The following is a 22431-nucleotide window of genomic DNA, read 5'->3' as shown; positions in this document are numbered from 1 at the left end:
CACCGCTGTGGAATAATACTGTCTACTTATACAGGTGTTGTGGCCATCAAGGCCCTAATTGAATTTGATTACGTGAGGACTTCAATGGACGACAACAAGAAGAAAGCCTTGGCTGCGGCCTTGGGTCAGATCGAGCGTCAGTTCGGTAAAGGTGCCGTGATGCGCATGGGTGACCATGATCGCCAGGCCATTCCTGCCATCTCGACCGGTTCGCTGGGGCTGGATATTGCACTTGGCATCGGCGGCCTGCCGAAAGGCCGAATCGTAGAAATCTACGGTCCGGAATCTTCCGGTAAAACGACGCTGACCCTGTCGGTCATCGCGCAGGCCCAGAAAATGGGGGCTACCTGTGCGTTTGTCGACGCCGAACACGCACTTGATCCGGAATACGCCGGTAAGCTGGGCGTCAACGTCGACGACCTGCTGGTTTCGCAACCGGACACCGGTGAGCAGGCACTGGAAATCACCGACATGCTGGTGCGCTCCAATGCCATCGACGTCATCGTTGTCGACTCCGTTGCTGCGCTGGTGCCGAAGGCAGAGATCGAAGGCGAAATGGGCGACATGCACGTGGGTCTGCAGGCGCGTCTGATGTCCCAGGCGTTGCGCAAGATTACCGGTAACATCAAGAATGCCAACTGTCTGGTTATCTTCATCAACCAGATCCGCATGAAGATCGGCGTGATGTTCGGTAGCCCGGAAACCACCACCGGTGGTAACGCGCTGAAGTTCTACGCTTCGGTACGTCTGGACATCCGCCGTACCGGTGCTGTTAAAGAAGGCGACGAGGTGGTCGGCAGCGAAACCCGCGTCAAGGTCGTCAAGAACAAGGTGGCTCCGCCGTTCCGTCAGGCCGAGTTCCAGATTCTTTATGGCAAGGGCATCTACCTGAACGGCGAAATCGTTGATCTGGCCGTGCTGCATGGTTTCGTCGAGAAGTCCGGTGCCTGGTACAGCTACCAAGGCAGCAAGATCGGCCAGGGTAAGGCCAACTCGGCCAAGTTCCTGGCGGACAATCCGGAAATCTGCAAGGCGCTTGAAAAGCAGATCCGCGACAAGCTGCTGACCCCGGGTGTCGACACCAAAGCAGTCGGTTCTCGTGAAGCAGTTGTTGCCGATGATGTGGCCGAAGCAGATGCCGATATCTGATAGCCATGCCTGTCGTACTTGATACACCCGTCGCCGTAAGGCGCACCGCAATGGACCTGCTCGCACGTCGCGAGCACGGTCGGGTCGAGCTGACGCGTAAACTGCGTCAGCGCGGCGCTCCTCCAGAGCTTATCGATGCCGCCCTTGACCGACTGGTCGAGGAGGGCTTGCTCTCCGAATCCCGTTACCTTGAAAGCTTCGTTTCCTATCGGGCGCGCTCGGGCTATGGCCCTGTTCGTATTCGGGAAGAACTGAGTCAGCGTGGTTTGCAGCGTGCCGACATTGAGCTGGCGCTGAGGGAATGCGGTGTGGACTGGCAGGAGAAGCTTCACGAACTCTGGCAGCGAAAGTTTGCTGGCGTTCTGCCTGCCGATGCGCGTGAGCGGGCAAGACAAGGAAGATTCTTGAGTTATCGCGGCTATCCGCTAGACATGATCGGCCGCATGTTAAGCGGCCGTGGCGGGGATGACTGACGTATCAGCGAGCTTTCGGTAGCGCGTTGCCCTGCGCAGCCTCTCTTGTCGCTGAAACTTCCTCCCAGTTCTGCTGCTGATTGATGTAGTCCACCAGCTCACGAAGTCTGCCCTGATTACGTCCTGTGAACGTAAATGCAAGTCGCGTCAGGTGACTGAATTGCGCTTCATCGTGCTCTTCGCCCTGATAACCGTGCTGATGAAAGTTTTCATTGACGCACAGATCGGCGAAAGCCTCCTGCATGTGTTCCAGGGCCTGTTCGCTGAGCGCGTGGCGCATGCGGATCACAAACTTGTTCTTCAGCCAGCGGCTGGAGTGGAAGTTGCCATAAAACCGGTTGATCTCTTCAACAGCCTCGTCGGCGCTGTAGACCAGTCTCATCAGTTTCATGTCGGCTGGCAGAATGTAGTGATTGTCCTGCAACTGGTTCCTGATGAAGTCCAGCGCACCTTGCCAGAAACTGCCGCCAGGCGTATCCAGCAACACGACGGGCACCAGCGGGCTTTTGCCAGTCTGTATCAGCGTCAGCACTTCCAGCGCTTCATCCAGGGTTCCGAATCCGCCCGGGCACAGCACCAGCGCATCGGCCTCCTTGACGAAAAACAGCTTGCGCGTGAAAAAGAAATGGAACGGCAGCAGATTTTCCGTGCCCTCTACCGTCGGATTCGCGTGCTGTTCGAACGGCAGGGTAATGTTGAACCCCAGGCTGTGTTTCAGACCTGCACCTGCATGAGCTGCCGCCATGATGCCGCCTCCAGCGCCAGTAATGACCATCATGTCTGACTGGGCCAGTTTTTCGCCCAGCTCTCTGGCCTGTGCGTAGAGAGGGTGTTCGACGGGTGTGCGTGCGGAGCCGAATACGGTGACTTTGCGGCGGCCCTTGAAGCGTTCGAGCACGCGGAAGGCTTTGTCCAGTTCGCGCAGGGTTTGCAGTGTTATTTTGACGTCCCAACGATTCCGGTCGTCCTGCGCCATGCGTAGCACAGTGAGAATCATGTCGCGGTACAGCGGCAGGTTTCTACTGTCCGGCGCGACAACGTTGATGTGTTCTTCAACTTTGCTGGTCAGGTCGAGCCCGTTGCTTTGAAAGTGTCGGGATAGAAGATCGTCAGGTACATACGGCATTCGGGATTTATCCTCCTGCAGAATCAATGGCCCGTTGGGGCGTGTTGAATCGATGATGTCCCGGTTTGCGGAGAAAGGCTACCCATTCCCAGTGCATTTGCAGTGAGGATTGATTGCAGGATGTCTTGAGCTGCATCGAGCTGACGCGCCTGGGAGGCAGGCGCGCGGGAAGGGGGGAAGTGTTCGGGGCGCTTATTTCTTTGGCTTAACAGTGCAATCAGAGGCCTGAAAAGTCTGGGTGGCAACCGGTCGGTTGGTCTTGTACTCGGTGAACTGATACTTGAGTACGGCACCCTTGGTCATCAACTGGCGAAAACCATTATTGTGGCAAACGCTATTACCCAGCTGGTTGCGCATCACATCCGGGTTGGCCCGCATTTGCTGCGCCTGGCCTTCGCGTACGCTCAGGTGATTGATCAGTTCGTTGCCGCTGACGGTATAACCCTGGTCCAGGATGTCTTCGTTGATCGCTCTTGGCGTGCCGACACTGCTTTCCTTAGCGACTTTTTCCAGCATCTTGCTGAGTTCGAACTCCTGTTTCGATGCCGCCTGGGCGCACAGCGGAGCAACGAGCAAAAGCGTAAGGGTGGGTACGATAAGGCGCAGCATCAAACTCTCCTGATTAAGTGGCTGGCCGTTGGACCAGCGACTTCAAAGTGCGTTCCGGTCAGTCCGCCAATAGCGCGGGCTGCAATGGCGCAGCAGTATAGAGCAGGAGCCTTCATCGGGCCTAGGGGCTTTGCCGTTTCAGCCTGGCCGTGCTGAAGCGGCAGCAGCTGCTTGAGCGAAAGCGCGTTGAAGGGCCGGTGCTCTGATAAACTGCGCGCACTTTAATCCTGCCGAGTCTTTGTGGTGTCGATGTCTTCCTCCCGCAGGCGTGTCCTGTAATGAGCCATGCCGTATCCCGCCTGCGCGACGAGCGTCTGGCCCGTAGCACCAGGCCCTTTATCGCTCGCGGCTCCCGTGCGCCGCGCTGCCCGGATTGTCGGGTCATCTCCAGTTATTGCCTGTGCGCATGGCGACCTGCTGTTACTGCCAAGTCGGGTATGTGCCTGCTGATGTATGACACCGAGCCCTTGAAACCGACCAATACCGGTTGGCTGATTGCCGATGTCATCAAGGACACTCACGCCTTTGGCTGGTCGCGGATCGAGGTCGACGAGCAGTTGCTCGCTTTGCTGGACGATCCGCAGTGGCAGCCCTATATCGTCTTTCCCGGTGAGTTCGTCGCCGAAGAGCGCGTAGTGACGCGCGTGTCGCATGCGGATGGCAAGCGCCCGCTGTTTATTCTGCTGGATGCCACCTGGACCGAGGCGCGCAAGATGTTCCGCAAAAGTCCGTATCTGGAGAGGTTTCCGGTATTGAGTCTGGAACCTGAGCAGATCTCGCGTTACCGTTTGCGTCGATCCAGGCGCGATGATCACTTCTGCACCGCGGAAGTGGCTGCCCTTTGTCTGGAACTGGCCGGGGACATCACTGCCAGTGGCGTGCTGGATGCTTACCTGGACGTATTCAGCGCCCATTATCTGGGTGCCAAGTACCTGAAGCCGATTGATCCCGACGATGCAGCGCATACTCATTTGAAGGCTTTCATTTGAGGGCTTTTCGATAGCGAAATGCTGCTGATCTATCCGGTTTGGGCTGATTGCCACCTATGTTCCCGGGTATCGGCGCTTCGCGCTTGACCGTCATGGTCTTGCTGGGCATGCTTGGCGCCGCCTGGAAGCCGATTCATCTTGTCTGGCGTGGCACTGGTGCTCTTTGCGGGGTGCCGTGATGCCCGTTCGCCAGTCTTGCCGGGTGGCTGATTCTGTCGGCCATCCACTATAAAAACAGGATCACTACATGACCTACGACATCCTGATCGCTGATGATCATCCCCTGTTTCGCAGCGCGCTGCATCAGGCGCTGAGCATTGGTCTGGGGCCTGAAGCGCGGCTGGTCGAGGCAGAAAGCATTGCCCAGCTCGAGTCTCGTCTGGGAGACAAGGCGGATTGGGATCTGGTGCTGCTGGACCTGAACATGCCGGGAGCCTATGGCTTCTCCGGGCTGGTCCTGTTACGCGGGCAGTACCCACAGATACCGGTGGTGATGGTCTCGGCGCAGGAAGAGGCGTCGATCGTCGTGCGTTCCAGAGAGTTTGGTGCCAGCGGGTTCATTCCCAAATCCAGTTCGCTCGAAGTCATTCAGCAGGCGGTACGCACCGTGCTCGATGGCGATGTCTGGTGGCCGCCGCAGGTCAATGAAGTGGTCAGTGTCTCCGATGAGGCGAAAGCTGCAAGCGCTGGCCTTGCCAGTCTCACGCCGCAGCAATTTCGAGTGTTGACCATGGTCTGCGAGGGTTTGCTGAACAAGCAGATTGCCTCAGAACTCAGCGTCTCCGAAGCCACTATCAAAGCGCATGTCACGGCCATCTTCCGCAAGCTTGGCGTGCGCACGCGCACTCAGGCTGCTTTGTTGTTGCAGCAGCTCGAGTCCATCTCGTCCAGCTAACGGCTTTCAGGTTGCAAGCATTCACGCTTTTTTGACCTTTGGTGCCTTAGCTTTCCTCATCTTTTTTACACAGCAGCCTCTCTATGTCGCCCTTCAAAGGCCAAACCGGTCTGAAACGTATCCTCAATGCCGCAGGCTATTCCCTTGACGGTCTGTCAGCTGCCTTCAAAGGCGAAGCGGCTTTCCGCCAATTGGTACTGCTCAATGTGGTATTGATCCCGCTGTCGTTTTTCCTGCACGTCAGCAAGGCGGAGCATGCCTTGCTGGTTGCGGTCTGTCTGCTGGCCTTGATTGTCGAGTTGCTCAACTCTGCGGTAGAGGCCGCCATTGACCGAATCTCTCTGGACCTGCATCCGTTGTCCAAGAACGCCAAGGACATGGGCAGCGCTGCCCAGCTCATTGCGCTGAGCATCATTGCTCTGGTGTGGGGCATCGTTCTGTTGGGTTAGGGCTTTTCAGTACAGGCTCGGCAGTACGATCTCGTCGCTGCGCTTCACTCCGGCAGTGAACGCGCGGCACAGTTCGAGAAATTCGCGCATGGCCGAAGTCTGATATTTCTGTTTATGCCAGATGAAATAGAACTGACGCGCCAGATCCAGCTCCGGCGTGGCCAGTTCCACAAGATTGCCGCGACGAAACGAATCGCGCAGTGCCAGTCTGGAAATACAGCCAATGCCCAATCCTGACTCCACCGCTCGCTTGATGGCTTCGGTGTGCTCCAGCTCCAGCCGGACATTCAGCCCGTTACGATGATGGCGCATGGCTTGATCGAACGTCAAACGCGTGCCCGAGCCCTGTTCCCGCAGGATCCAGGCTTCATGGGTCAGTTCTTCCAGGGTTACATGGGCGCGTCTGGCGAGTGGATGCTGGGGGGCGCAGAACACCACCAGTTCATCCTCGACCCAGGACTGAACTTCGATGTCCGGGTGGCCGCAATCGCCTTCGATCAGGCCCAGATCTATCTCGTAGTGAGCAACCTGTTGCACGATATGCGCGGTGTTCTGGACGTGAAGCTTGACCTGGCTTTCCGGATGGCGCTGCATGTACCCGCCGATCAGCAGGGTTGCCAGATAATTGCCAATCGTCAGCGTCGCCCCGACCGCCAGCGAGCCGAAGCCTGATTTGCCGTTGAGCAAGTCTTCGATTTCCTTGGCCTGATCCAGCAGCGCAACGGCTTGCGGCAGCAATTGCCTGCCTGTGGCGTTGAGGCTGAGCCGCTTGCCGGCACGATCAAACAGCTGGCAGCTCGACTGGCGCTCCAGTTCGGTGATGGAGGTGCTGGCAGCGGACTGCGAAAGCGAAAGCAGCACGGCTGCCTTGGAGACGCTTTCCTGTCGCGCGACCGCGACGAAAACCTGAAGCTGGCGGAGAGTAAATCGCATATCTATATAACCGATAACCTATATCTTGATAATTCATTTAACAGATATTGTGTCTGCCACTAGAATGTCGCGCAATAGCGCAGTGCTTCTGCGCGCACTATTTTTTCAGGAGTCCTCACGTACATGAGCAACATGAACCACGAGCGTGTCCTCAGCGTCCACCATTGGAACGACACCCTCTTCAGTTTCAAGTGCACCCGCGATCCTGGTTTGCGTTTCGAGAACGGTCAGTTCGTGATGATCGGTCTGCAGCAGCCAAACGGTCGTCCGCTCATGCGTGCCTACTCGATTGCCAGCCCGAACTGGGAAGAACATCTGGAATTCTTCAGCATCAAGGTGCCGGATGGCCCGCTGACTTCGCAGTTGCAGCACCTCAAGGAAGGCGATGAAATCATCATCAGCAAGAAGCCTACAGGCACACTGGTGCTGGACGACCTCAAGCCGGGCAAGCATCTCTATCTGCTGAGCACCGGTACAGGCCTTGCGCCGTTCATGAGTGTCATCCAGGATCCTGAAACCTATGAGCGTTTCGAGAAAGTCATCCTGTGCCACGGCGTACGCTACGTGAACGAAGTCGCCTACCGCGAATTCATCACCGAGCACCTGCCGCAAAACGAGTTCTTCGGCGAGGCGCTGCGTGACAAGCTGATTTATTACCCGACCGTTACGCGTGAGCCGTTCGAGAACGAAGGCCGCCTGACCGACCTGATGCGCAGTGGCAAGCTGTTCAGCGACATCGGCCTGCCGCCGATCAACCCGCAGGACGACCGCGCCATGTTGTGCGGCAGCCCGAGCATGCTCGACGAGACCAGCGAAGTGCTCAACAGCTTTGGCCTAACCGTTTCGCCACGCATGCGCGAGCCAGGCGACTACCTGATCGAGCGTGCGTTCGTCGAAAAGTAAGTCAGCCTCACAAGACCCGCCTCGTCCTTGAAGGGATCAGGCGGGTTTTTCATGCGCGAGATTTGTCACTGGAATGATTTCAGACGAGCTGAACTTCAAGCACGCAAATCACCCCAGGCTGCGGGTAGTGCCAACGCACGTCCAGATCCCACAGCTGAGCACCGTAGCGGCGCTCCGGCGTGGGTCGCTGATAGGCCGGGCGCGGGTCTTGCGCCAGGCATTGCTCGATCAGTTCGACCACCGGTTCATTCAGGCGTAGCGCGTGATCGCGGGCCTGTAGCAAGGCGCTGTCCTGCCATTGCACCGGTATCAGTGTTGGCGCAGCACTGGCTATAGGGTTGGTTGCCTCGGCGATGGCATCGGCGTAGGGCACGTAAGGCTTGATGTCCAGTACCGGAGTGCCATCCAGCAAGTCGATGCCGGACAGCCACAGTCGACCTGCTTCGACTTTGTCCAGCTTGACCACCGACTGGCCGATGCCGTTCGGGCGGTGCGTTGCGCGTGTGGCAAACACCCCCATTGACTGGTTGCCGCCCAGGCGTGGAGGGCGCACCTTCAGGCGCGGCGTATCTTCCAGCGCGAGATGGAACAGGAACAATAGCCAGACATGACTGACCTGTTCGAGCCCCTGAACAGCCTCACCTTGATCAAAAGGTGCCACCAGTTCCAGCACTCCACGTGCTGCCGGAGCCAGGTGCGGCTGACGCGGGATGGCGAATTTCTCCTTGAAGCAGGAGCGCACAAAGCCGACAGGAGAGACGTTGTAACTCATGGGGTCGGCCGCTTACCCACGCACGCGCAAGGTCAGACCCTTGAGGAAATTGCGCAGCAGCTGATCGCCACAGGCACGGTAGTTGGTGTGGCCGACCTTGCGGAACAGCGCGCTCAGCTCGGGCTTGGAGACCGGGAAGTCCACCGATTTGAGGATGGCGTGCATGTCGTCTTCTTTCAGTTCGAACGCCACGCGCAGTTTTTTCAGGACAATATTATTGGTGATTGGCAAATCGATCGGCTGCGGCGGGCGGCTTTCATCCTTGCCACGCTTGAAGTAGACCAGGCCATCAAGGAAGTGCGCCATGATTTCATCGCTGCAATCCAGGTAGCCTTCTTCTTCCTCTTTCTTCATGAACGCAATGACGTCGCTTTTTGATACTTCAAAACCGGTCAGGGCGGTGATTTCGACGATCTTGCTGTCGCTGATATCGAGCATGTAGCGCACGCTGCGCAGTACGTCGTTGTTCATCATGGGGCGTGTTTCCTGATAAGCGTATGGCAGCGCATGACGGTGGTCACGCGCGCGTTGATAAGGTGGGTGCCGCGATGATTAAAACTTTTCCTTGGTCGTCATGTAGCGCCACTGGCCTTCGGGCAATTTACCCATGGACACGCCGCCGATGCGGATACGGCGCATGGCCACGACTTTCAGGCCAACGGCTTCGCACAGCAGGGCGATGATACCGGGCTGAGGATTTTTCATTGCGAAGCGCAGACGGTTCTCGTTCTGCCAGCTGGCTTTTACCGCCGGCAGCTCCTTGCCCTTATAGGTCAGGCCGTGGTTCAGCCGGTTCAGGCCGTGAGCGACCATTTCGCCGGAAATTTCCACCACGTACTCCTGCTCGATCTTGCTGCGGTCGTCAGTAAGTTTGCGGAGGATTTTCCAGTCCTGGCTGAATACCATCAGGCCACTGGCATTGGCTTGCAGGCTTGAAATGGCCTCAAGGCGCATGAAATGGCCTTTGAGTGGGCGCTTGCTGTAGCTGTGCTCTACCGAGAGAGTGCCCGGCGTGATCATCTGCAGGGCGCTTTCGGCGCTTGCCGAGGCGGGTTTGTGCAGAATGATCGTGACGGGCTCCGGCGCGTCAGCCTTGGCGTCAGGGCTCAGTTCGATTTTCTGGGTGCTGACCTTGAAGTGCGGCTCTTCGATAACCACGCCATCCACAGTGACCCAGCCACCTTCGATAAACAGTTCGGCCTCCCGGCGGGAGCAGCCGACCAGCTCGATAAGGCGTTTGGAAAGGCGAATGGGGTCTGTCATGAAGAAAAGCCGTTTGCTGATTAGAAAGGTGCCATTGTAACCGCCCGACGCTGGTTAATCGCGGCAACATTGCATTTGCACTGCAATCGACGTCAGTTACGGCCGATCAGGCGCATTCTGAGCATGGGATAGGGCTGGCCAAGGCCATCGACTTCAGAACGGCCGACCACCTCGAAACCATGCCTGAGGTAGAACCCCAGAGCCTGTGTGTTCTGTTCATTGACGTCCAGTTCATGAATATCGAAGTGTTCGATTGCGTGGGTCAGCAACTGCGTACCCAGCTTCTTGCCGCGATGATCGGGGTCGATGAACAGTATATCCAGCCTGTTTCGGTTGACGCCCGCGAAGCCGGTGATATTGAACTGCTCGTCCTGGGTACAGAACAGGGTGACGCTGTCCAGATACTGCGTCAGCAGCCCCTTGAGCCTAATGATGTAGGCGTCCGGTAAAAAGTCATGGGTGGCGCGCACCGAGCGCTCCCATACCTCGGTCATTTCCGGGTAATCGTCAGTGTCCGGGGTATATAGCGGCATCTCGCGTACTCCTTTCGGCCAGTCCTGCATAGACAACGGCCGGAGACGAAAAAGCCCTGCCGGTTCAAGGGCAGGGCTTTCGTTTGCGACAATGGCCCGTATTTACAGCGCCTCAGCCCACAGGTCGTATTCATCGGCGTCGGTAACGCGGCACATGATCTTGTCGCCGGGCTGAACGGTGCTGCCATCTTCCAGGCCGATAAACACATTACCGTCGATTTCCGGTGCATCGAAGAAGCAGCGGCCTACAGCCCCGCGATCATCGACTTCATCGATCAGCACTTCGATTTCCTTGCCGATCTTCATCTGCAGGCGCGCGGCGCTGATTGCCTGTTGATGGGCCATGAAGCGATCCCAGCGGTCTTGCTTGACGTCGTCCGCAACGATGGCGGCGTCCAGCAGGTTGGCCGGAGCGCCTTCAACCGGCGAATACTGGAAGCAGCCAACACGGTCCAGCTGGGCTTCGGTCAGCCAGTCCAGCAAATACTGGAAGTCTTCTTCGGTTTCACCGGGAAAGCCGACGATGAATGTCGAGCGGATGATCAGATCAGGACACTGCTCGCGCCAGTTCTTGATACGTGCCAGTGTCTTGTCTTCGAAGGCTGGCCGCTTCATCAGCTTGAGGATTTTCGGGCTGGCGTGCTGGAACGGGATGTCCAGGTACGGCAGGATCTTGCCAGCGGCCATCAGCGGGATCAGTTCGTCGACATGCGGGTAGGGGTAAACGTAGTGCAAGCGAACCCAGACGCCCATCGAGCCCAGCGCCTGACACAGTTCGGTCATGCGGGTCCTGACCGGCTGGCCGTCCCAGAAGCCGGTGCGGTATTTGACGTCGACACCATAGGCACTGGTGTCCTGAGAAATGACCAGCAGTTCCTTCACGCCGGATTTGACCAGGCGCTTGGCCTCGTCCAGCACATCTCCAACCGGACGGCTGACCAGCTTGCCGCGCATCGACGGGATGATGCAGAAGCTGCAGCTATGGTTGCAGCCTTCGGAAATTTTCAGATACGCGTAGTGGCGCGGGGTCAGCTTGACGCCTTGCGGCGGCACCAGATCGATCAGCGGATTGTGATCCTGGCGGGGCGGCACGACATCGTGTACCGCATTGACCACTTGCTCGTACTGCTGCGGGCCGGTTACCGAGAGCACGCTGGGGTGCACATCGCGAATGACATTCGCATCGACGCCCATGCAGCCGGTGACGATGACCTTGCCGTTTTCCTTGATTGCCTCGCCGATCACTTCCAGCGACTCGGCCTTGGCCGTATCGATGAAGCCGCAGGTATTGACCACGACCACGTCAGCGTCCTCGTAAGTCGCGACGACTTCGTAACCTTCCATGCGCAGCTGGGTCAGGATGCGTTCGGAGTCAACGAGTGCCTTCGGGCAACCCAGTGAAACGAATCCAACCTTGGGGGCGGACGGCGTGGTGACGGTGGACATGGCAAACCTCGGCGTGAAGGGCACCCGAACGCAAAGCGCAGGCGCTGACTGGGCGCTTGCTGCGCCTCTGATCAAAAAGTGCGCAATTCTAGCGGTGAGTGGCCGGGATGACCAGCGTTTGGATAAGAATTACGACGTACGTGAGACGCGAGAGGGGGCAGACCTGACCGAGTCGATCAAATCCCGACTGACAGGGGGCAGCTATATACAGCGTATTCAGGAAAGTGAGCGGAGTCGGCGAGGGTGATGGCAGTATTTACTGCGTGGTTCTGGCCGGCCGTATGACTGGATCAGTCCATTCAGGCCCGCGTTTGCGGGCCTGAACTACCTCCGTAGTCGATCAGCCCTTCGGCTCGTGGATCGGGCACCCATTGTGCTGACTGCGAAACCCCGCCGAGTGCTCATAGGCAGGCTTGCGTACTCGCATGACTCCACCCAGAGGGCGATGCGCCTCAAGACCGTGCCAAGGGCTGAATGACATGGCTTCATCGACTTCCTGGATGCTTTGCTCGGACCACGACGACTGGCGGGGCACATCGATTCGAGCGACGGCGACATACGGGCTCAGGTCTTCCGGCCAGATCGCCGAAGCGTCCTCTATCGGCATTTTTTCCAGATCCGTAGCCAATTGGACGCGCACCTCCCAACTGGCGTCGTTTTCAAGGAAGAACGCTTTGACCGCTTCACGCAGGCCGTCCGGATTATCGTTCAGATCCACAGCCTTGCCGGTCAGTGCAACCAGTTCCGCAGAAATGGGGACCACGCTCAGTTTTGCGTAGTAAGGCCCATATAGAAAAGGTACGACGGTGTTGAAGGTTTCGCCCAGAATATGGGTCATCGGGTGCCCGCCAAGACTTCTCAGTGTGCCGCTTTCGCCCCCTGCAGACTCGATGACCGACTCGATGCCACGAAGCACTGCGGACAGTGCTTTCTTCATGCCCGGTGCCTTGTCGGTCGTTTTGGCCAGTAACTTCAGGGTCTTTAAAAAAGCCTTGGGGTCCTTGGCGGTGAAGGCCTTGGCGTTCTGCATGACAAAATCCTGGGTCGATGCACCGGCGCTGCCCGGTAGCCGTGCGCCTTCGACACCCACGAGTTTGATCGCCAGGCCTCGAGGTGTAGATACCTTGTCGTCAAGAATATCCCCCGGATTGGTCGAGAACCGCATGACGACCGGCAGGTTGACGGGTTTCTCAAAAGCGCCTTGAGCCAGCGGCTCGGGCAGGTCGCCATAAACCTGAATCTGCCCGTGCAGTAGCCCATGAGCCTTGGCATGCACACTGCGGATGGCGTGCCCGGTGTCCTGGAAAGTAGTTTCAAGAATGGAGTGCATCGCTTCTACCAGCTCTTTGCTGGTCTGCGCTTCATCGTCGGGGACGACTTCGAATGAGGGCTGAAAGCGTAACGGCTGGACAGTCAGATTCTGTGTGGTCATCAGAGCATCTCGGTTAGAGGATTCAGGGTGCCCGGGCGTCGATGCGGTTCTTGAAGACCCTTGAGGCTGCAGGCTTAATTAATGACCGGCCGGTATTTGCGTCGTTCAATCAGAAATAGTGCAGTGAAAACGGCTTCGAACGCTGGGCATGTGGACCTGATCACTCTCGTCATCTGCGTTTCATCAAGAATTACGCCGAGTGCTGCGTTATGCTTCGCGCCATCGCGCCGAGGCATGTCAATGTCTGGCTGAATCTGAATTGTTACGCCTTGTGATGTTCTCAGTGTTGAACCTCATGTCTGGTTGTCGGGAGTAGTGGATGAGTCAAACAAACAGTCATGCGGAGGCCGGAAGCACTGCCAGGCCCATCGGGTTGCTGATCGCGGCAGTGGGTGTGGTTTACGGCGACATTGGCACCAGCCCGTTGTACACCCTCAAGGAAGTGTTTCAGGGCGGTTACGGCGTGGAAGTCACACATGACGCGATCCTCGGGGTGCTTTCACTGATCTTCTGGTCACTGATCTGGGTGGTTTCTTTCAAGTACATGGCGTTTGTTCTGCGTGCCGACAATCAGGGCGAGGGCGGCATCATGGCGCTGATGGCACTGGCACGACGTGCATCGGCCAAACATCCCCGACTGCAAATGATGATGGTGGTGTTCGGGCTGTTCGGTGCTGCGCTGTTTTACGGCGACAGCATGATTACCCCGGCGGTCTCGGTCCTTTCCGCGATGGAAGGTCTGGAACTGGCTTTCGATGGCCTGGATCACTGGATCGTGCCCATGGCGCTGATTGTGCTGGTGGGGCTGTTTCTGATTCAGCGCCACGGCACTGCGCGGATCGGGGTGCTGTTCGGGCCTGTGATGGTGACCTGGTTTCTGGTATTGGGCGCGCTGGGCATTTACGGCATCATGCAGTCGCCCGAAGTGCTGAAAGCGGTCAATCCGGCCTGGGGGGTGAACTTCTTCATCATCCATCCGGGCATTGGCGTCGCCATTCTGGGCGCTGTGGTGCTGGCCCTGACGGGGGCTGAGGCGCTGTATGCCGACATGGGGCATTTTGGCCGCAAGCCCATTTCACGCGCGTGGTTCATCCTTGTGCTGCCCGCGCTGCTGCTCAACTATTTCGGTCAGGGTGCGCTGGTGTTGGGCAATCCTGAAACGGTTCGCAACCCGTTCTACCTGTTGGCACCAGGCTGGGCGCTTCTGCCCCTGATCGGCCTGTCGACCATGGCGACCATCATTGCGTCGCAAGCAGTGATTTCCGGCGCGTTCTCGATGACGCTGCAGGCTATCCAGTTGGGCTACATCCCGCGCATGCACATTCAGCACACTTCAAGCGATGCGCAGGGCCAGATCTACATTGGTGCTGTCAACTGGGCGCTGATGGCAGGTGTCATCATGCTGGTCATCGGTTTTGAATCATCTGGTGCCTTGGCTTCTGCTTACGGCGTGGCAGTGACTGGCACCATGCTCTGCACCACGATTCTGGTGTCGACAGTCATGCTGATGCTCTGGAAGTGGCCGCCATTGCTGGCCGTACCGCTGTTGATCTGTCTGCTGCTGGTCGACGGCCTGTTCTTCGCTGCCAACGTACCGAAGATTTTCCAGGGCGGGGCATTTCCGGTGCTGGCGGGTGCGGTGCTGTTTATCCTCATGACCACCTGGAAGCGTGGCAAACAATTGCTGGCCGAGCGGATTGACGAGGGCGGGCTGCCATTGCCGATCTTCATCGGCAGTATTCGCGTTCAGCCGCCGCATCGCGTGCAGGGCACTGCGGTGTTCCTGACGGCACGATCGGATGCTGTCCCCCATGCGCTGCTGCACAACATGCTGCATAACCAGGTACTGCACGAGCAAGTAGTTCTGCTGACGGTGGTGTATGAAGACTCGCCACGTGTACCTGCCGCTCAGCGCTTTGAGGTGGAGTCCTATGGCGAAGGTTTTTATCGGGTGATCCTGCACTTCGGCTTTATCGACGAGCCCGATGTGCCTGCTGCACTGGCCTTGTGTCATCTACCGGAGCTGGATTTCAGTCCGATGCGTACCACCTATTTCCTCAGCCGCGAAACGGTCATCCCGTCGAAGATGGACGGCATGGCGCGCTGGCGTGAGGCGTTGTTCGCTTTCATGCTCAAGAATGCCAATGGCAATCTGCGCTTCTTCAAGCTGCCGTTCAACCGGGTGATCGAACTGGGTACGCAAGTGGAGATGTAAGGTTCGCCGGTGGCTCCGGCAGCGTCGACAAAAAAATCCCGGCGACCTCACGGTGCCGGGATTTTTTGTGTCTGCAGACGATGCTTACTGCGCGGTAGCCTTGCCTTGACGCTTGTTGATGGCGTCGATCAGGCGTTTGGCCAATGCCGGATAGTCCTCATCGAAGTGGTGACCCCCTGGCAACTGAACAGCTTCGCCGACTGCTGTGGTGTCGGTGCAACCGCTGTCTTTCTTCTCTTCGACACCGTAGACACAGAACACCTTCGCGGCAGGCAGTCTGGCCATTTCCTGTCCGGTCGTGGCTTCCTTGCCTGCGTTACCGAGCCAGCCGTCGACGTGAATCTCGAAACTGCCGGTGCGCGCGAACGCCAGCAGAATGATCGCGTCTACCCGATTCTGATCGTCCGCAGCCAGGCGATTGTAGATCGCCGGCATGACGTCTGCGCCAAACGAGTAGCCCGCCAGGATGAAGCGTTTGGTGCCCCATTTCTGACGGTAGTGGTTCATCAGGTCGGTCAGGTCGACAGCGGTCTGTTCCGGCGTCTTGTGCTCCCAGTAGTAACGCAACACGTCGATGCCCACCACCGGGTAGCCCATCTTGGCCATGTCGCCCGCCACGACCTTGTCCAGATCGCGCCAGCCGCCGTCACCGGACATGAACAACGTTACGGTATCGGAAGGCTGGCTGGCCGGTACTTCGACGACCGGGATACCCAGGCCACCGCTGTCGTTCTCGCCGAGCAGCAGGTGACGCAATTCCGTATTGAGCACCTGAGGCAACGGGATGTCGTAGTCGCTGATGCTGGTGTCCGCATTGGTTTGATCGCGCACGAACGCGGCACTCGGATCATCCGGCGCGTCGTTCCAGGCGGCCAGCCAGTGCCCGTGCGGGGCTTTTTGTGGCAGTGGCACGTCACAGATCTGCGGCGGTTTCTCGTCCTCTTCCAGAACAGGTGGCGGGTTCGACACGTGTTCAAGCGCAAACCCTACGGAAATGGCCTGTGCCTTGTCATCGGTCTGTCCGGCCAGCCAGCGCCAGGCCAGTGTCGCGCCAGGGCCTATGCCGCCGACGACCTGTGCGGGGCCGTCGAGCTTCGCCAGAGCGTCCTGAAAGGTTTTCTGTTGCAGCACGCAGTCGTCCTTGGGCAGCACGACCTGAATGATGCGTGCCGATGCGTCCTTGCTGATCGCCAGCAACTGCTTGTCGGTGAGCATTTCTTCGGCGGTGACGGCCAGCGCAATTCGGGTCTTGATGCGTGTGGCCGGGGTCACGCTGGTCAGTGGGGCGCTACCGTCGAGGTTCACATGTTCCAGTGAGGCGGGCGGGGCGGGGCGGTTCCAGATCCATATTCCCAGCGCTACGACTAAAAGAACAATTACCAGAGCTGCGAGCAAAAGGCGCCAGGAGCGTCGAATCATCAGCGTTTCACCAATCCAGTCAGGCCGCCCGCAATCAGGGCAGCGGTGTCAGCCAGCGCCACGAGCGGATCGAGTCCGGCAGGCACGGCCATATAACGAGGTTCCCAGTCGGGCTGGAACTTGTCCTTGAAGCGGCGCAGCCCCTGGAAGTTGTACAGCTGTTCGCCGCGACGGAAGATCATCGAACCCAGGCGCTGGGTAATCGGTGCGCCACGTCTTGGCTGCAAGCCCGACAAGGGCACCATCCCCAGGCTGAATCGCGCGTAGCCCTGGGCCTTGTAGTGCAGAATCAGGCCGACCATCATGAATTCCATGGTCAGCTTGGGCGCATCCGGGTGAGAACGCATCAGGTCCAGGCTGGCCAGTTCCGGGCTGGTGGTTTCCAGCAAGTTGGAAAACGCGACAGGTTTGCCCTGAAAGTGCACGATGGCAATACGGAAATACTTCAGGTATTCAGGGCTGAAGCGGCCTAGCGAGAAGCCTTTTTCGCGGACGTTCTTGCCGGTCAGCCAGGCATCGGAAATCACTTTCAGCTCGTCGATGGGCGCTTGGCCAGGCTCGTAGATTTCCAGCGAAAGCCCATCGCGGCCACCTCGGTTCCAGGTGTAACGCAGGTCTTTCATTTCCTTGCCTTTGGCATCGATGTCGAAGCGTCGCAGATCAACGCGTGCTTCCTCGCCCAGCTTGATAGCCGTGAGGCCGATATCCATGTAGAACGGCAGGTTTTCCGCACGTACCTGGTAGAAAACCGGGCGGGCGTGGTGCACGTCGCACAGATCGCGGAACTGCCAGATGAGCTCGGCACGCTGCTGGGTCGGGCCAATCGGGTCATAAAGCGCTACCAGACTGCGTCCACGATGCGAGTACATCAGAAACGCATTGCCGGCCGGGTGAAACAGGATCGCCTTGTCGCCGGTCAGCACCAACCCGCCATCGGGCTGGCTGGATGCCTTGAGGATCTCGGCAGCCTTGTCCAGATCAGCCGCATCGGGCAGCTTGATCACCGGTCGGGCGGTACGCAGCAGCCAGGTCAGCGAAACCACCACCAGCAGCACCGCGCTGCCCAGTGCCGAACGCAGGCCGCGTGGAGCGTCTGCATCGAGGGTGAACTGCCACCACAACTGGTGGCTGTAGGGCACGTCCTGATAAGCAAACAGCAGAAGCCAGATCGAGGCACCGACAACACAAATGCTGGCAATCAGGTAGAGCGGCGAGAATGGCAGCTCCAGCAGTCGACTGGGGCGATAGAACGAACGGCGGAATGTCAGCAGCAGGCATGCAGTCAGCAACAGCATGCTGGCTTCTTCCCAGTCGAAACCTTTGAGCATCGACAGCACTGCGCCCACCAGCAGCAGAATGGAGGTCAGCATCCACGCAGCCGACAGCCGACGCCGTAAGCCCTGGGCGAGCAACAGGCACAGGACACCCACCAGGCTGGCCCCGAAGTGCGACGCGTCGATCAGCCGATGGGGAATCATGAAACCGACGTTTTCCAGTCGGGTATCGATTTCAGGGGTGGCACCAGAGAAGAGCAGCACCACCCCCGACAAGAAAACCAGTAGAGCCAGAATCGGTGCCGCCAGCCCCGAGGCGACACGCATGGCTTGCCGTGTCGGCAGCAGGCGCTGGGCTTCGGTAAACAGCAGCGTCAGGCAGGCCAGCAACAGCGGCAGTACCACATAGATCAGGCGGTACAGCAGGAGCGCGGCCGCGAGCGGGGCAGCGCCCAGCTCGTTGGCAAAGGCTGCAAGCAGAATGGCCTCGAATACGCCAACGCCGCCAGGAACATGGCTGAGTACGCCAGCGGCAAGCGCCAGCAGGTAAATCAGAATGAATGCACCCAGCGGTGGCGCGTGCGGCAGCAATAGATAAAGCACCATCGCTGCTGCCGCGACGTCCAGCGCGGTGATGACCAGCTGGATCAGCGTCAGCTTCAAGTCTGGAAGGCGCAAGGTGCGGCGACCGAGGCGAACCAGAATATTGTGCGGAATATCCTGTTCCGGCAGGCGGCGGCGGTATACAAAGATCGCCAGCAGCACGCTGCCGAGCAGCACCGCTGTGGCAACGACGGCCAGCACGTCGACCGGAAGTTTGAGTGCCAGTGACGCGCCGGACAGGTTGCTCAGCGTGGCCAGTGCCGCCAGCGGCGGCAACGCACAGCCCAGCGAAAGACTGGCGAACACGGTCATGCGGGCGATTTCGATTGCCCCCACCCCATAGCGCGAGTACAGGCGGTAACGGACCGAACCGCCAGACAGCATCGACAGGCCGACCGCATTGCCGATGGCAAATGAGGTGAAGCCGCCGAGGATCAGCGTTCTGGTGGGCAGATCGACATTGGCGTAGCGGCTGGCGGACAGTTCATAGCCCATCAAAATGACATAACCGACTATTGCTGCGAGCAACGCGCCGCCCAGAGCGGGCAGGGGCACTGCGAACAGTGAGTCGTGCAGCGCATACCAGTCCATCTCGACCAGCATGTGGCGGCAGGCAATAAGGGCCAGGCTGAACAACAGCAGCATGACCGCCAGCCCGATAGGCTGCCGGTATTTGCTTAGCAGTTCCCGCCAGTTCTGGCGCGGCAGGCAGCCGGGTTGTTCTGCATCAACTGTTTCATTGGAATCGGACATGTTGTCGCGCATCAATCACTCCTTGGATCGTGCGCGACAGGATGGAGGTATGCAGCCAAGTTACCAATCCCTACGCAGAAAATATTTCAGGATGTTAGCGCGTCAACGTCTAACGAGCGAATAGCGAATCGAGCCGGGTGATGCTGTTCAGCTGCGGTTCAGTCGTGATTCAGCTTAGTAACACCTATCGGCAGCGCACGCAAAAACTGTCGTAAATGAAAGCATTACGTTACAGATGCGATGATAGGGTTTCAAACGGCTTGGGAAATAGTCTTTTTTTGTCAGACAGTTAGCCATCGCCCGATATGTTTTTTCATCGGAAACAAAAAAGGCCACTCTTTCGAGTAGCCTTTCTTGATGTTTGGTTGCGGGAGCCGGATTTGAACCGACGACCTTCGGGTTATGAGCCCGACGAGCTACCAGACTGCTCCATCCCGCGTCTGTGTGGCGGCATTCTACAGCCGAACGACGAAGTGTCAACCCTTAATCCGCAAAGCAGGCAAATGAGTAGCAGATTGTGCTCGATGCACACGCTTCAGAGCGCATGCATGCGATAAGCGCATCTGATGCCCCTCGTTCCTCACGCCGCCACGTGAGAGTGTCGCTCATGACGTTCTGGGGCATGGCTCTGCGCCGTGCAGCGTCTTCAGAAGCGTTGGTGAAGATGGGGGTTATCGTCACGTGAGGCATTGAAGTGCTCAGCACGTGCATAGCGGTTGGTTCAGTGCTTGAGCAAAGCACTTTTCAGGTACGCACAAAAAAGGCCACTCTTTCGAGTGGCCTTTCTTGATGTTTGGTTGCGGGAGCCGGATTTGAACCGACGACCTTCGGGTTATGAGCCCGACGAGCTACCAGACTGCTCCATCCCGCGTCTGTGTGGCGGCATTCTACAGAGAGATGGCGGGGTGTCAATGGTTAGTTTTAAAAAAGTGCTTTTTCTTCAAATGCTTAGCGACGCCGCTGGCGCGTCTGCTCGGCTTTGGCGCTTGCATGACGTGGGCTGCAGCTGTTTCGTACATGGGCCGGAAGGCTTTTGCCAGTATTTCAGGGAGGTCTGGCGCATCATTGGATGTTACTTGTCGATACCAATGAGATACTGCTGGGCCATTGATTGCAAAATCCCATCAGGTCATGACGCAGCGCAAAATCATCCACATCGACTGCGACTGCTTTTATGCAGCCATTGAAATGCGTGACGAGCCCGACCTCGCTGGCAAACCGCTGGCGGTGGGCGGCTCTGCGGAGCGCCGCGGGGTCATCGCGACCTGTAATTATGAGGCGCGTGCGTACGGGGTGCGCTCGGCCATGTCATCGCGTCATGCGCTCAAGCTCTGTCCAGACCTGACCATCGTCAAGCCGCGTATGGAGGCTTATAAAGAAGCATCGCGGGAAATTCATACGATCTTCCGGGATTACACCGACCTCATAGAGCCTTTGTCTCTGGATGAGGCGTTCCTGGACGTATCGGATGCCGGGCACTTTTCCGGAAGCGCCACGCGCATTGCCCAGGACATCCGTCGCCGGGTGTCGAATCAATTGCACATCACGGTTTCGGCGGGCGTAGCCCCCAACAAGTTCTTGGCCAAGATCGCCAGCGACTGGAAAAAGCCCAACGGGCTGTTCGTGATCACTCCGGATCAGGTCGAGGATTTCGTCGCCTCGCTGCCTGTCACCAAGCTCCACGGCGTCGGCAAAGTGACCGCAGACAAGTTGGGCCGACTCGGTATTATCGACTGTGCTGACTTGCGAAGCCGGAACAAGCTGGCGCTGGTCCGCGAATTTGGCAGCTTTGGTGAGCGCCTCTGGAGCCTGGCGCACGGAGTGGATGACCGTCCCGTGCAAAATGACAGTCGGCGTCAGTCGGTCAGTGTTGAAAATACGTACGACACGGATCTGCCCGATCTGGCTGCCTGTCTGGAGAAGCTGCCCGCGCTGCTGGACACCCTGGGTAACCGGATGGCGAGAATGGAAGGGCAGTACCGGCCCGGCAAGCCGTTCGTCAAAGTGAAGTTCCACGACTTCACTCAGACGACGCTTGAGCAATCCGGCGCTGGAAGGGATCTGGGCAGTTACGAGCAGTTGCTGGCCCAGGCGTTTGCCCGTGGCGGCAAGCCGGTTCGCCTGCTGGGCATAGGTGTGCGCCTGCACGATCTGCGTGCAGCCCACGAGCAATTGGAGTTGTTCTCGCGATAATGGCCGGCTGCGAGCACATCCCGCAGCCGTCTGTATTACTGGCTCTGGGCGGGAACGGCGACCAGACGGCCAGCATCTCTGGCAAGTGATTTGAGAAACTCACCCTGCAACTGCGGATCGTTTCGTGTCAGCTCGATCAGGCTCTGTTCAAGTTCGCTGGCTTCTTCTTCCAGTCCAAGGTCGGAAAGGCGTTTGACTCGATGCACCCACTGGCTGACTTCGTCATCTTCCAGATCGTCGTAGATCAGGGCATGGGCTTCGAGCAGCTTGCCGCGCAAGGAATGGCTGATCGGCAAACTGGCATTGGCGTGAGCACTGTCCTGATCGTCCTCAACGTTGATATAAATGCGTGTGATACGGCTCAGGTCCTGTTCGGCAAACGGACTGTCCAGCAGGTTCAGGCGCAGAATGCCGTTGCGATCGGTGCTCATTTCGTGGGTTTCGTTGCCAGCCTTGACCATCACCGGGCGTTCATTCCACGGTAGCGTGGAGTTCTCGATCCGCTTGTCTTTCTGGACTTCGTCAATGCTCGCCAGATTGTGCTGGGCCCGACCGTGGGACGGGGCATTCATGAAGGGATTCAGACCTGCTACACCGTAGTGAATCCAGTCGCGGGTCATGCTGTCCGGCAAATGGCCCAGCGCAATCACGTTGACCACGTTCGCTCCGACGCCTGCGACAACAGCGACCGCACCGAGCGGAATCTCGTAGATTTCCCGCCAGGGCTGGTAGGGGGTATAGCGATCATAGTGGCGGGTGACTTCAAAATCAGTGACCTCGAACGACTTGTGCTCGTGAATCCGCACGCGACGTTGTGGTAACTCCAGCGTTTTGGGTTCGCCAATATCGACTTGCAGCGTGTGTTCAAGCAGTTTGCGTTCCACACGCTCTTCGTGCTCGCTGCGTTGTGATAGCTGGTTGGCGCAGCCGCCGACAAGAAAAGAGCCGCACAGAACGGCGCTGCCTAGGCTTAAGGTGCTTCGTTTGAGCATGAGATCTCTG

General features: G+C 58.2%; 20 protein-coding genes and 2 tRNA genes. 8 read left to right on the top strand and 14 right to left on the bottom strand.

Annotated elements, in window-relative coordinates:
* The first annotated feature begins 84 nt into the window (after window positions 1-84).
* Together recA and recX are read left to right on the top strand one after the other, a co-directional pair.
* On the top strand, window positions 85-1149 hold the full coding sequence (recA, locus tag ALO80_RS23135; protein ID WP_024644417.1) for a recombinase RecA: 1065 nt from the start codon (window positions 85-87) through the stop codon (window positions 1147-1149).
* 5 nt (window positions 1150-1154) lie between these two features.
* Window positions 1155-1622: a recombination regulator RecX gene (gene recX, locus ALO80_RS23130; protein WP_055010676.1), complete on the top strand. Its 468-nt coding sequence runs from the start codon at window positions 1155-1157 to the stop codon at window positions 1620-1622.
* A 4-nt stretch (window positions 1623-1626) separates the two neighbouring features.
* Here the strand turns inward: recX and ALO80_RS23125 are convergent, their stop codons facing one another.
* The gene (locus ALO80_RS23125) at window positions 1627-2748 is read right to left on the bottom strand and encodes an LOG family protein (protein WP_055010675.1); all 1122 of its coding nucleotides are present in this window, start codon (window positions 2746-2748) and stop codon (window positions 1627-1629) included.
* A gap of 192 nt (window positions 2749-2940) precedes the next feature.
* The gene (locus ALO80_RS23120; protein ID WP_002554685.1) at window positions 2941-3357 is read right to left on the bottom strand and encodes a quorum-sensing-regulated virulence factor family protein; all 417 of its coding nucleotides are present in this window, start codon (window positions 3355-3357) and stop codon (window positions 2941-2943) included.
* A 278-nt stretch (window positions 3358-3635) separates the two neighbouring features.
* Between ALO80_RS23120 and ALO80_RS23115 the strand changes: the two genes are divergently transcribed.
* The 3 genes from ALO80_RS23115 (at window position 3636) to ALO80_RS23105 (ending at window position 5690) form a co-directional block, all read left to right on the top strand.
* Complete coding sequence (locus ALO80_RS23115) at window positions 3636-4346, top strand: tRNA-uridine aminocarboxypropyltransferase (RefSeq protein WP_055010674.1); 711 nt, start codon at window positions 3636-3638, stop codon at window positions 4344-4346.
* A 247-nt stretch (window positions 4347-4593) separates the two neighbouring features.
* Window positions 4594-5241 (top strand): response regulator transcription factor ErdR, encoded by a 648-nt coding sequence (gene erdR, locus ALO80_RS23110; RefSeq protein ID WP_054986349.1) that lies wholly within the window; start codon window positions 4594-4596, stop codon window positions 5239-5241.
* 83 nt (window positions 5242-5324) lie between these two features.
* Window positions 5325-5690 carry a diacylglycerol kinase gene (locus ALO80_RS23105; RefSeq protein WP_055010673.1) on the top strand — a complete coding sequence of 122 codons (366 nt, stop codon included), beginning with the start codon at window positions 5325-5327 and terminating at the stop codon, window positions 5688-5690.
* Window positions 5691-5696: 6 nt separating this feature from the next.
* Here ALO80_RS23105 and ALO80_RS23100 read toward each other — a convergent pair whose 3' ends face one another.
* Window positions 5697-6623 carry a LysR family transcriptional regulator gene (locus ALO80_RS23100; protein ID WP_055010672.1) on the bottom strand — a complete coding sequence of 309 codons (927 nt, stop codon included), beginning with the start codon at window positions 6621-6623 and terminating at the stop codon, window positions 5697-5699.
* A 123-nt stretch (window positions 6624-6746) separates the two neighbouring features.
* Here ALO80_RS23100 and fpr point away from each other — a divergent pair, with 123 nt between their 5' ends.
* Entirely contained in the window at window positions 6747-7526 is a 780-nt protein-coding gene (gene fpr, locus ALO80_RS23095; protein WP_002554680.1) for a ferredoxin-NADP reductase, read from the top strand.
* Window positions 7527-7605: 79 nt separating this feature from the next.
* On the opposite strand, the gene tsaA is transcribed toward fpr, so the two are convergent.
* From tsaA to ALO80_RS23060, 6 genes are all read right to left on the bottom strand, one after another.
* On the bottom strand, window positions 7606-8298 hold the full coding sequence (tsaA, locus tag ALO80_RS23090) for a tRNA (N6-threonylcarbamoyladenosine(37)-N6)-methyltransferase TrmO (RefSeq protein ID WP_054984538.1): 693 nt from the start codon (window positions 8296-8298) through the stop codon (window positions 7606-7608).
* Window positions 8299-8310: 12 nt separating this feature from the next.
* On the bottom strand, window positions 8311-8772 hold the full coding sequence (locus tag ALO80_RS23085; RefSeq protein WP_003433332.1) for a YehS family protein: 462 nt from the start codon (window positions 8770-8772) through the stop codon (window positions 8311-8313).
* Between the two features lie 78 nt (window positions 8773-8850).
* Window positions 8851-9561 carry an rRNA pseudouridine synthase gene (locus ALO80_RS23080; RefSeq protein WP_054984536.1) on the bottom strand — a complete coding sequence of 237 codons (711 nt, stop codon included), beginning with the start codon at window positions 9559-9561 and terminating at the stop codon, window positions 8851-8853.
* 92 nt (window positions 9562-9653) lie between these two features.
* Window positions 9654-10094 carry a GNAT family N-acetyltransferase gene (locus ALO80_RS23075; RefSeq protein WP_055010671.1) on the bottom strand — a complete coding sequence of 147 codons (441 nt, stop codon included), beginning with the start codon at window positions 10092-10094 and terminating at the stop codon, window positions 9654-9656.
* Window positions 10095-10196: 102 nt separating this feature from the next.
* Complete coding sequence (gene rimO / locus ALO80_RS23070) at window positions 10197-11540, bottom strand: 30S ribosomal protein S12 methylthiotransferase RimO (protein ID WP_055010670.1); 1344 nt, start codon at window positions 11538-11540, stop codon at window positions 10197-10199.
* Between the two features lie 340 nt (window positions 11541-11880).
* On the bottom strand, window positions 11881-12972 hold the full coding sequence (locus tag ALO80_RS23060) for a catalase family protein (RefSeq protein WP_055010668.1): 1092 nt from the start codon (window positions 12970-12972) through the stop codon (window positions 11881-11883).
* A gap of 319 nt (window positions 12973-13291) precedes the next feature.
* Between ALO80_RS23060 and ALO80_RS23055 the strand changes: the two genes are divergently transcribed.
* Entirely contained in the window at window positions 13292-15187 is a 1896-nt protein-coding gene (locus ALO80_RS23055) for a potassium transporter Kup (RefSeq protein ID WP_055010667.1), read from the top strand.
* An 84-nt stretch (window positions 15188-15271) separates the two neighbouring features.
* Here ALO80_RS23055 and ALO80_RS23050 read toward each other — a convergent pair whose 3' ends face one another.
* From ALO80_RS23050 to ALO80_RS23035, 4 genes are all read right to left on the bottom strand, one after another.
* Complete coding sequence (locus ALO80_RS23050) at window positions 15272-16606, bottom strand: virulence factor family protein (RefSeq protein ID WP_055010666.1); 1335 nt, start codon at window positions 16604-16606, stop codon at window positions 15272-15274.
* Window positions 16606-19248 carry a bifunctional lysylphosphatidylglycerol flippase/synthetase MprF gene (gene mprF / locus ALO80_RS23045; protein WP_055010665.1) on the bottom strand — a complete coding sequence of 881 codons (2643 nt, stop codon included), beginning with the start codon at window positions 19246-19248 and terminating at the stop codon, window positions 16606-16608. The genes ALO80_RS23050 and mprF overlap by 1 nt, the downstream gene beginning before the upstream one ends.
* Window positions 19249-19598: 350 nt before the next feature.
* Window positions 19599-19675 (bottom strand) — tRNA-Met (locus ALO80_RS23040).
* Window positions 19676-20030: 355 nt separating this feature from the next.
* Window positions 20031-20107 (bottom strand) — tRNA-Met (locus tag ALO80_RS23035).
* Between the two features lie 260 nt (window positions 20108-20367).
* Between ALO80_RS23035 and dinB the strand changes: the two genes are divergently transcribed.
* Entirely contained in the window at window positions 20368-21429 is a 1062-nt protein-coding gene (gene dinB, locus ALO80_RS23030; RefSeq protein ID WP_054984766.1) for a DNA polymerase IV, read from the top strand.
* Between the two features lie 35 nt (window positions 21430-21464).
* On the opposite strand, the gene ALO80_RS23025 is transcribed toward dinB, so the two are convergent.
* Entirely contained in the window at window positions 21465-22421 is a 957-nt protein-coding gene (locus ALO80_RS23025) for a hypothetical protein (protein WP_055010664.1), read from the bottom strand.
* Between the last annotated feature and the right edge of the window lie 10 nt (window positions 22422-22431).

Origin of the sequence: Pseudomonas caricapapayae, from assembly GCF_001400735.1 — a bacterium.
In the GTDB taxonomy this organism is placed as follows: Bacteria; Pseudomonadota; Gammaproteobacteria; order Pseudomonadales; family Pseudomonadaceae; genus Aquipseudomonas; species Aquipseudomonas caricapapayae.
Note: the sequence above shows the minus strand (reverse complement) of the source record. Positions and strands in the feature narration are given on the sequence as shown.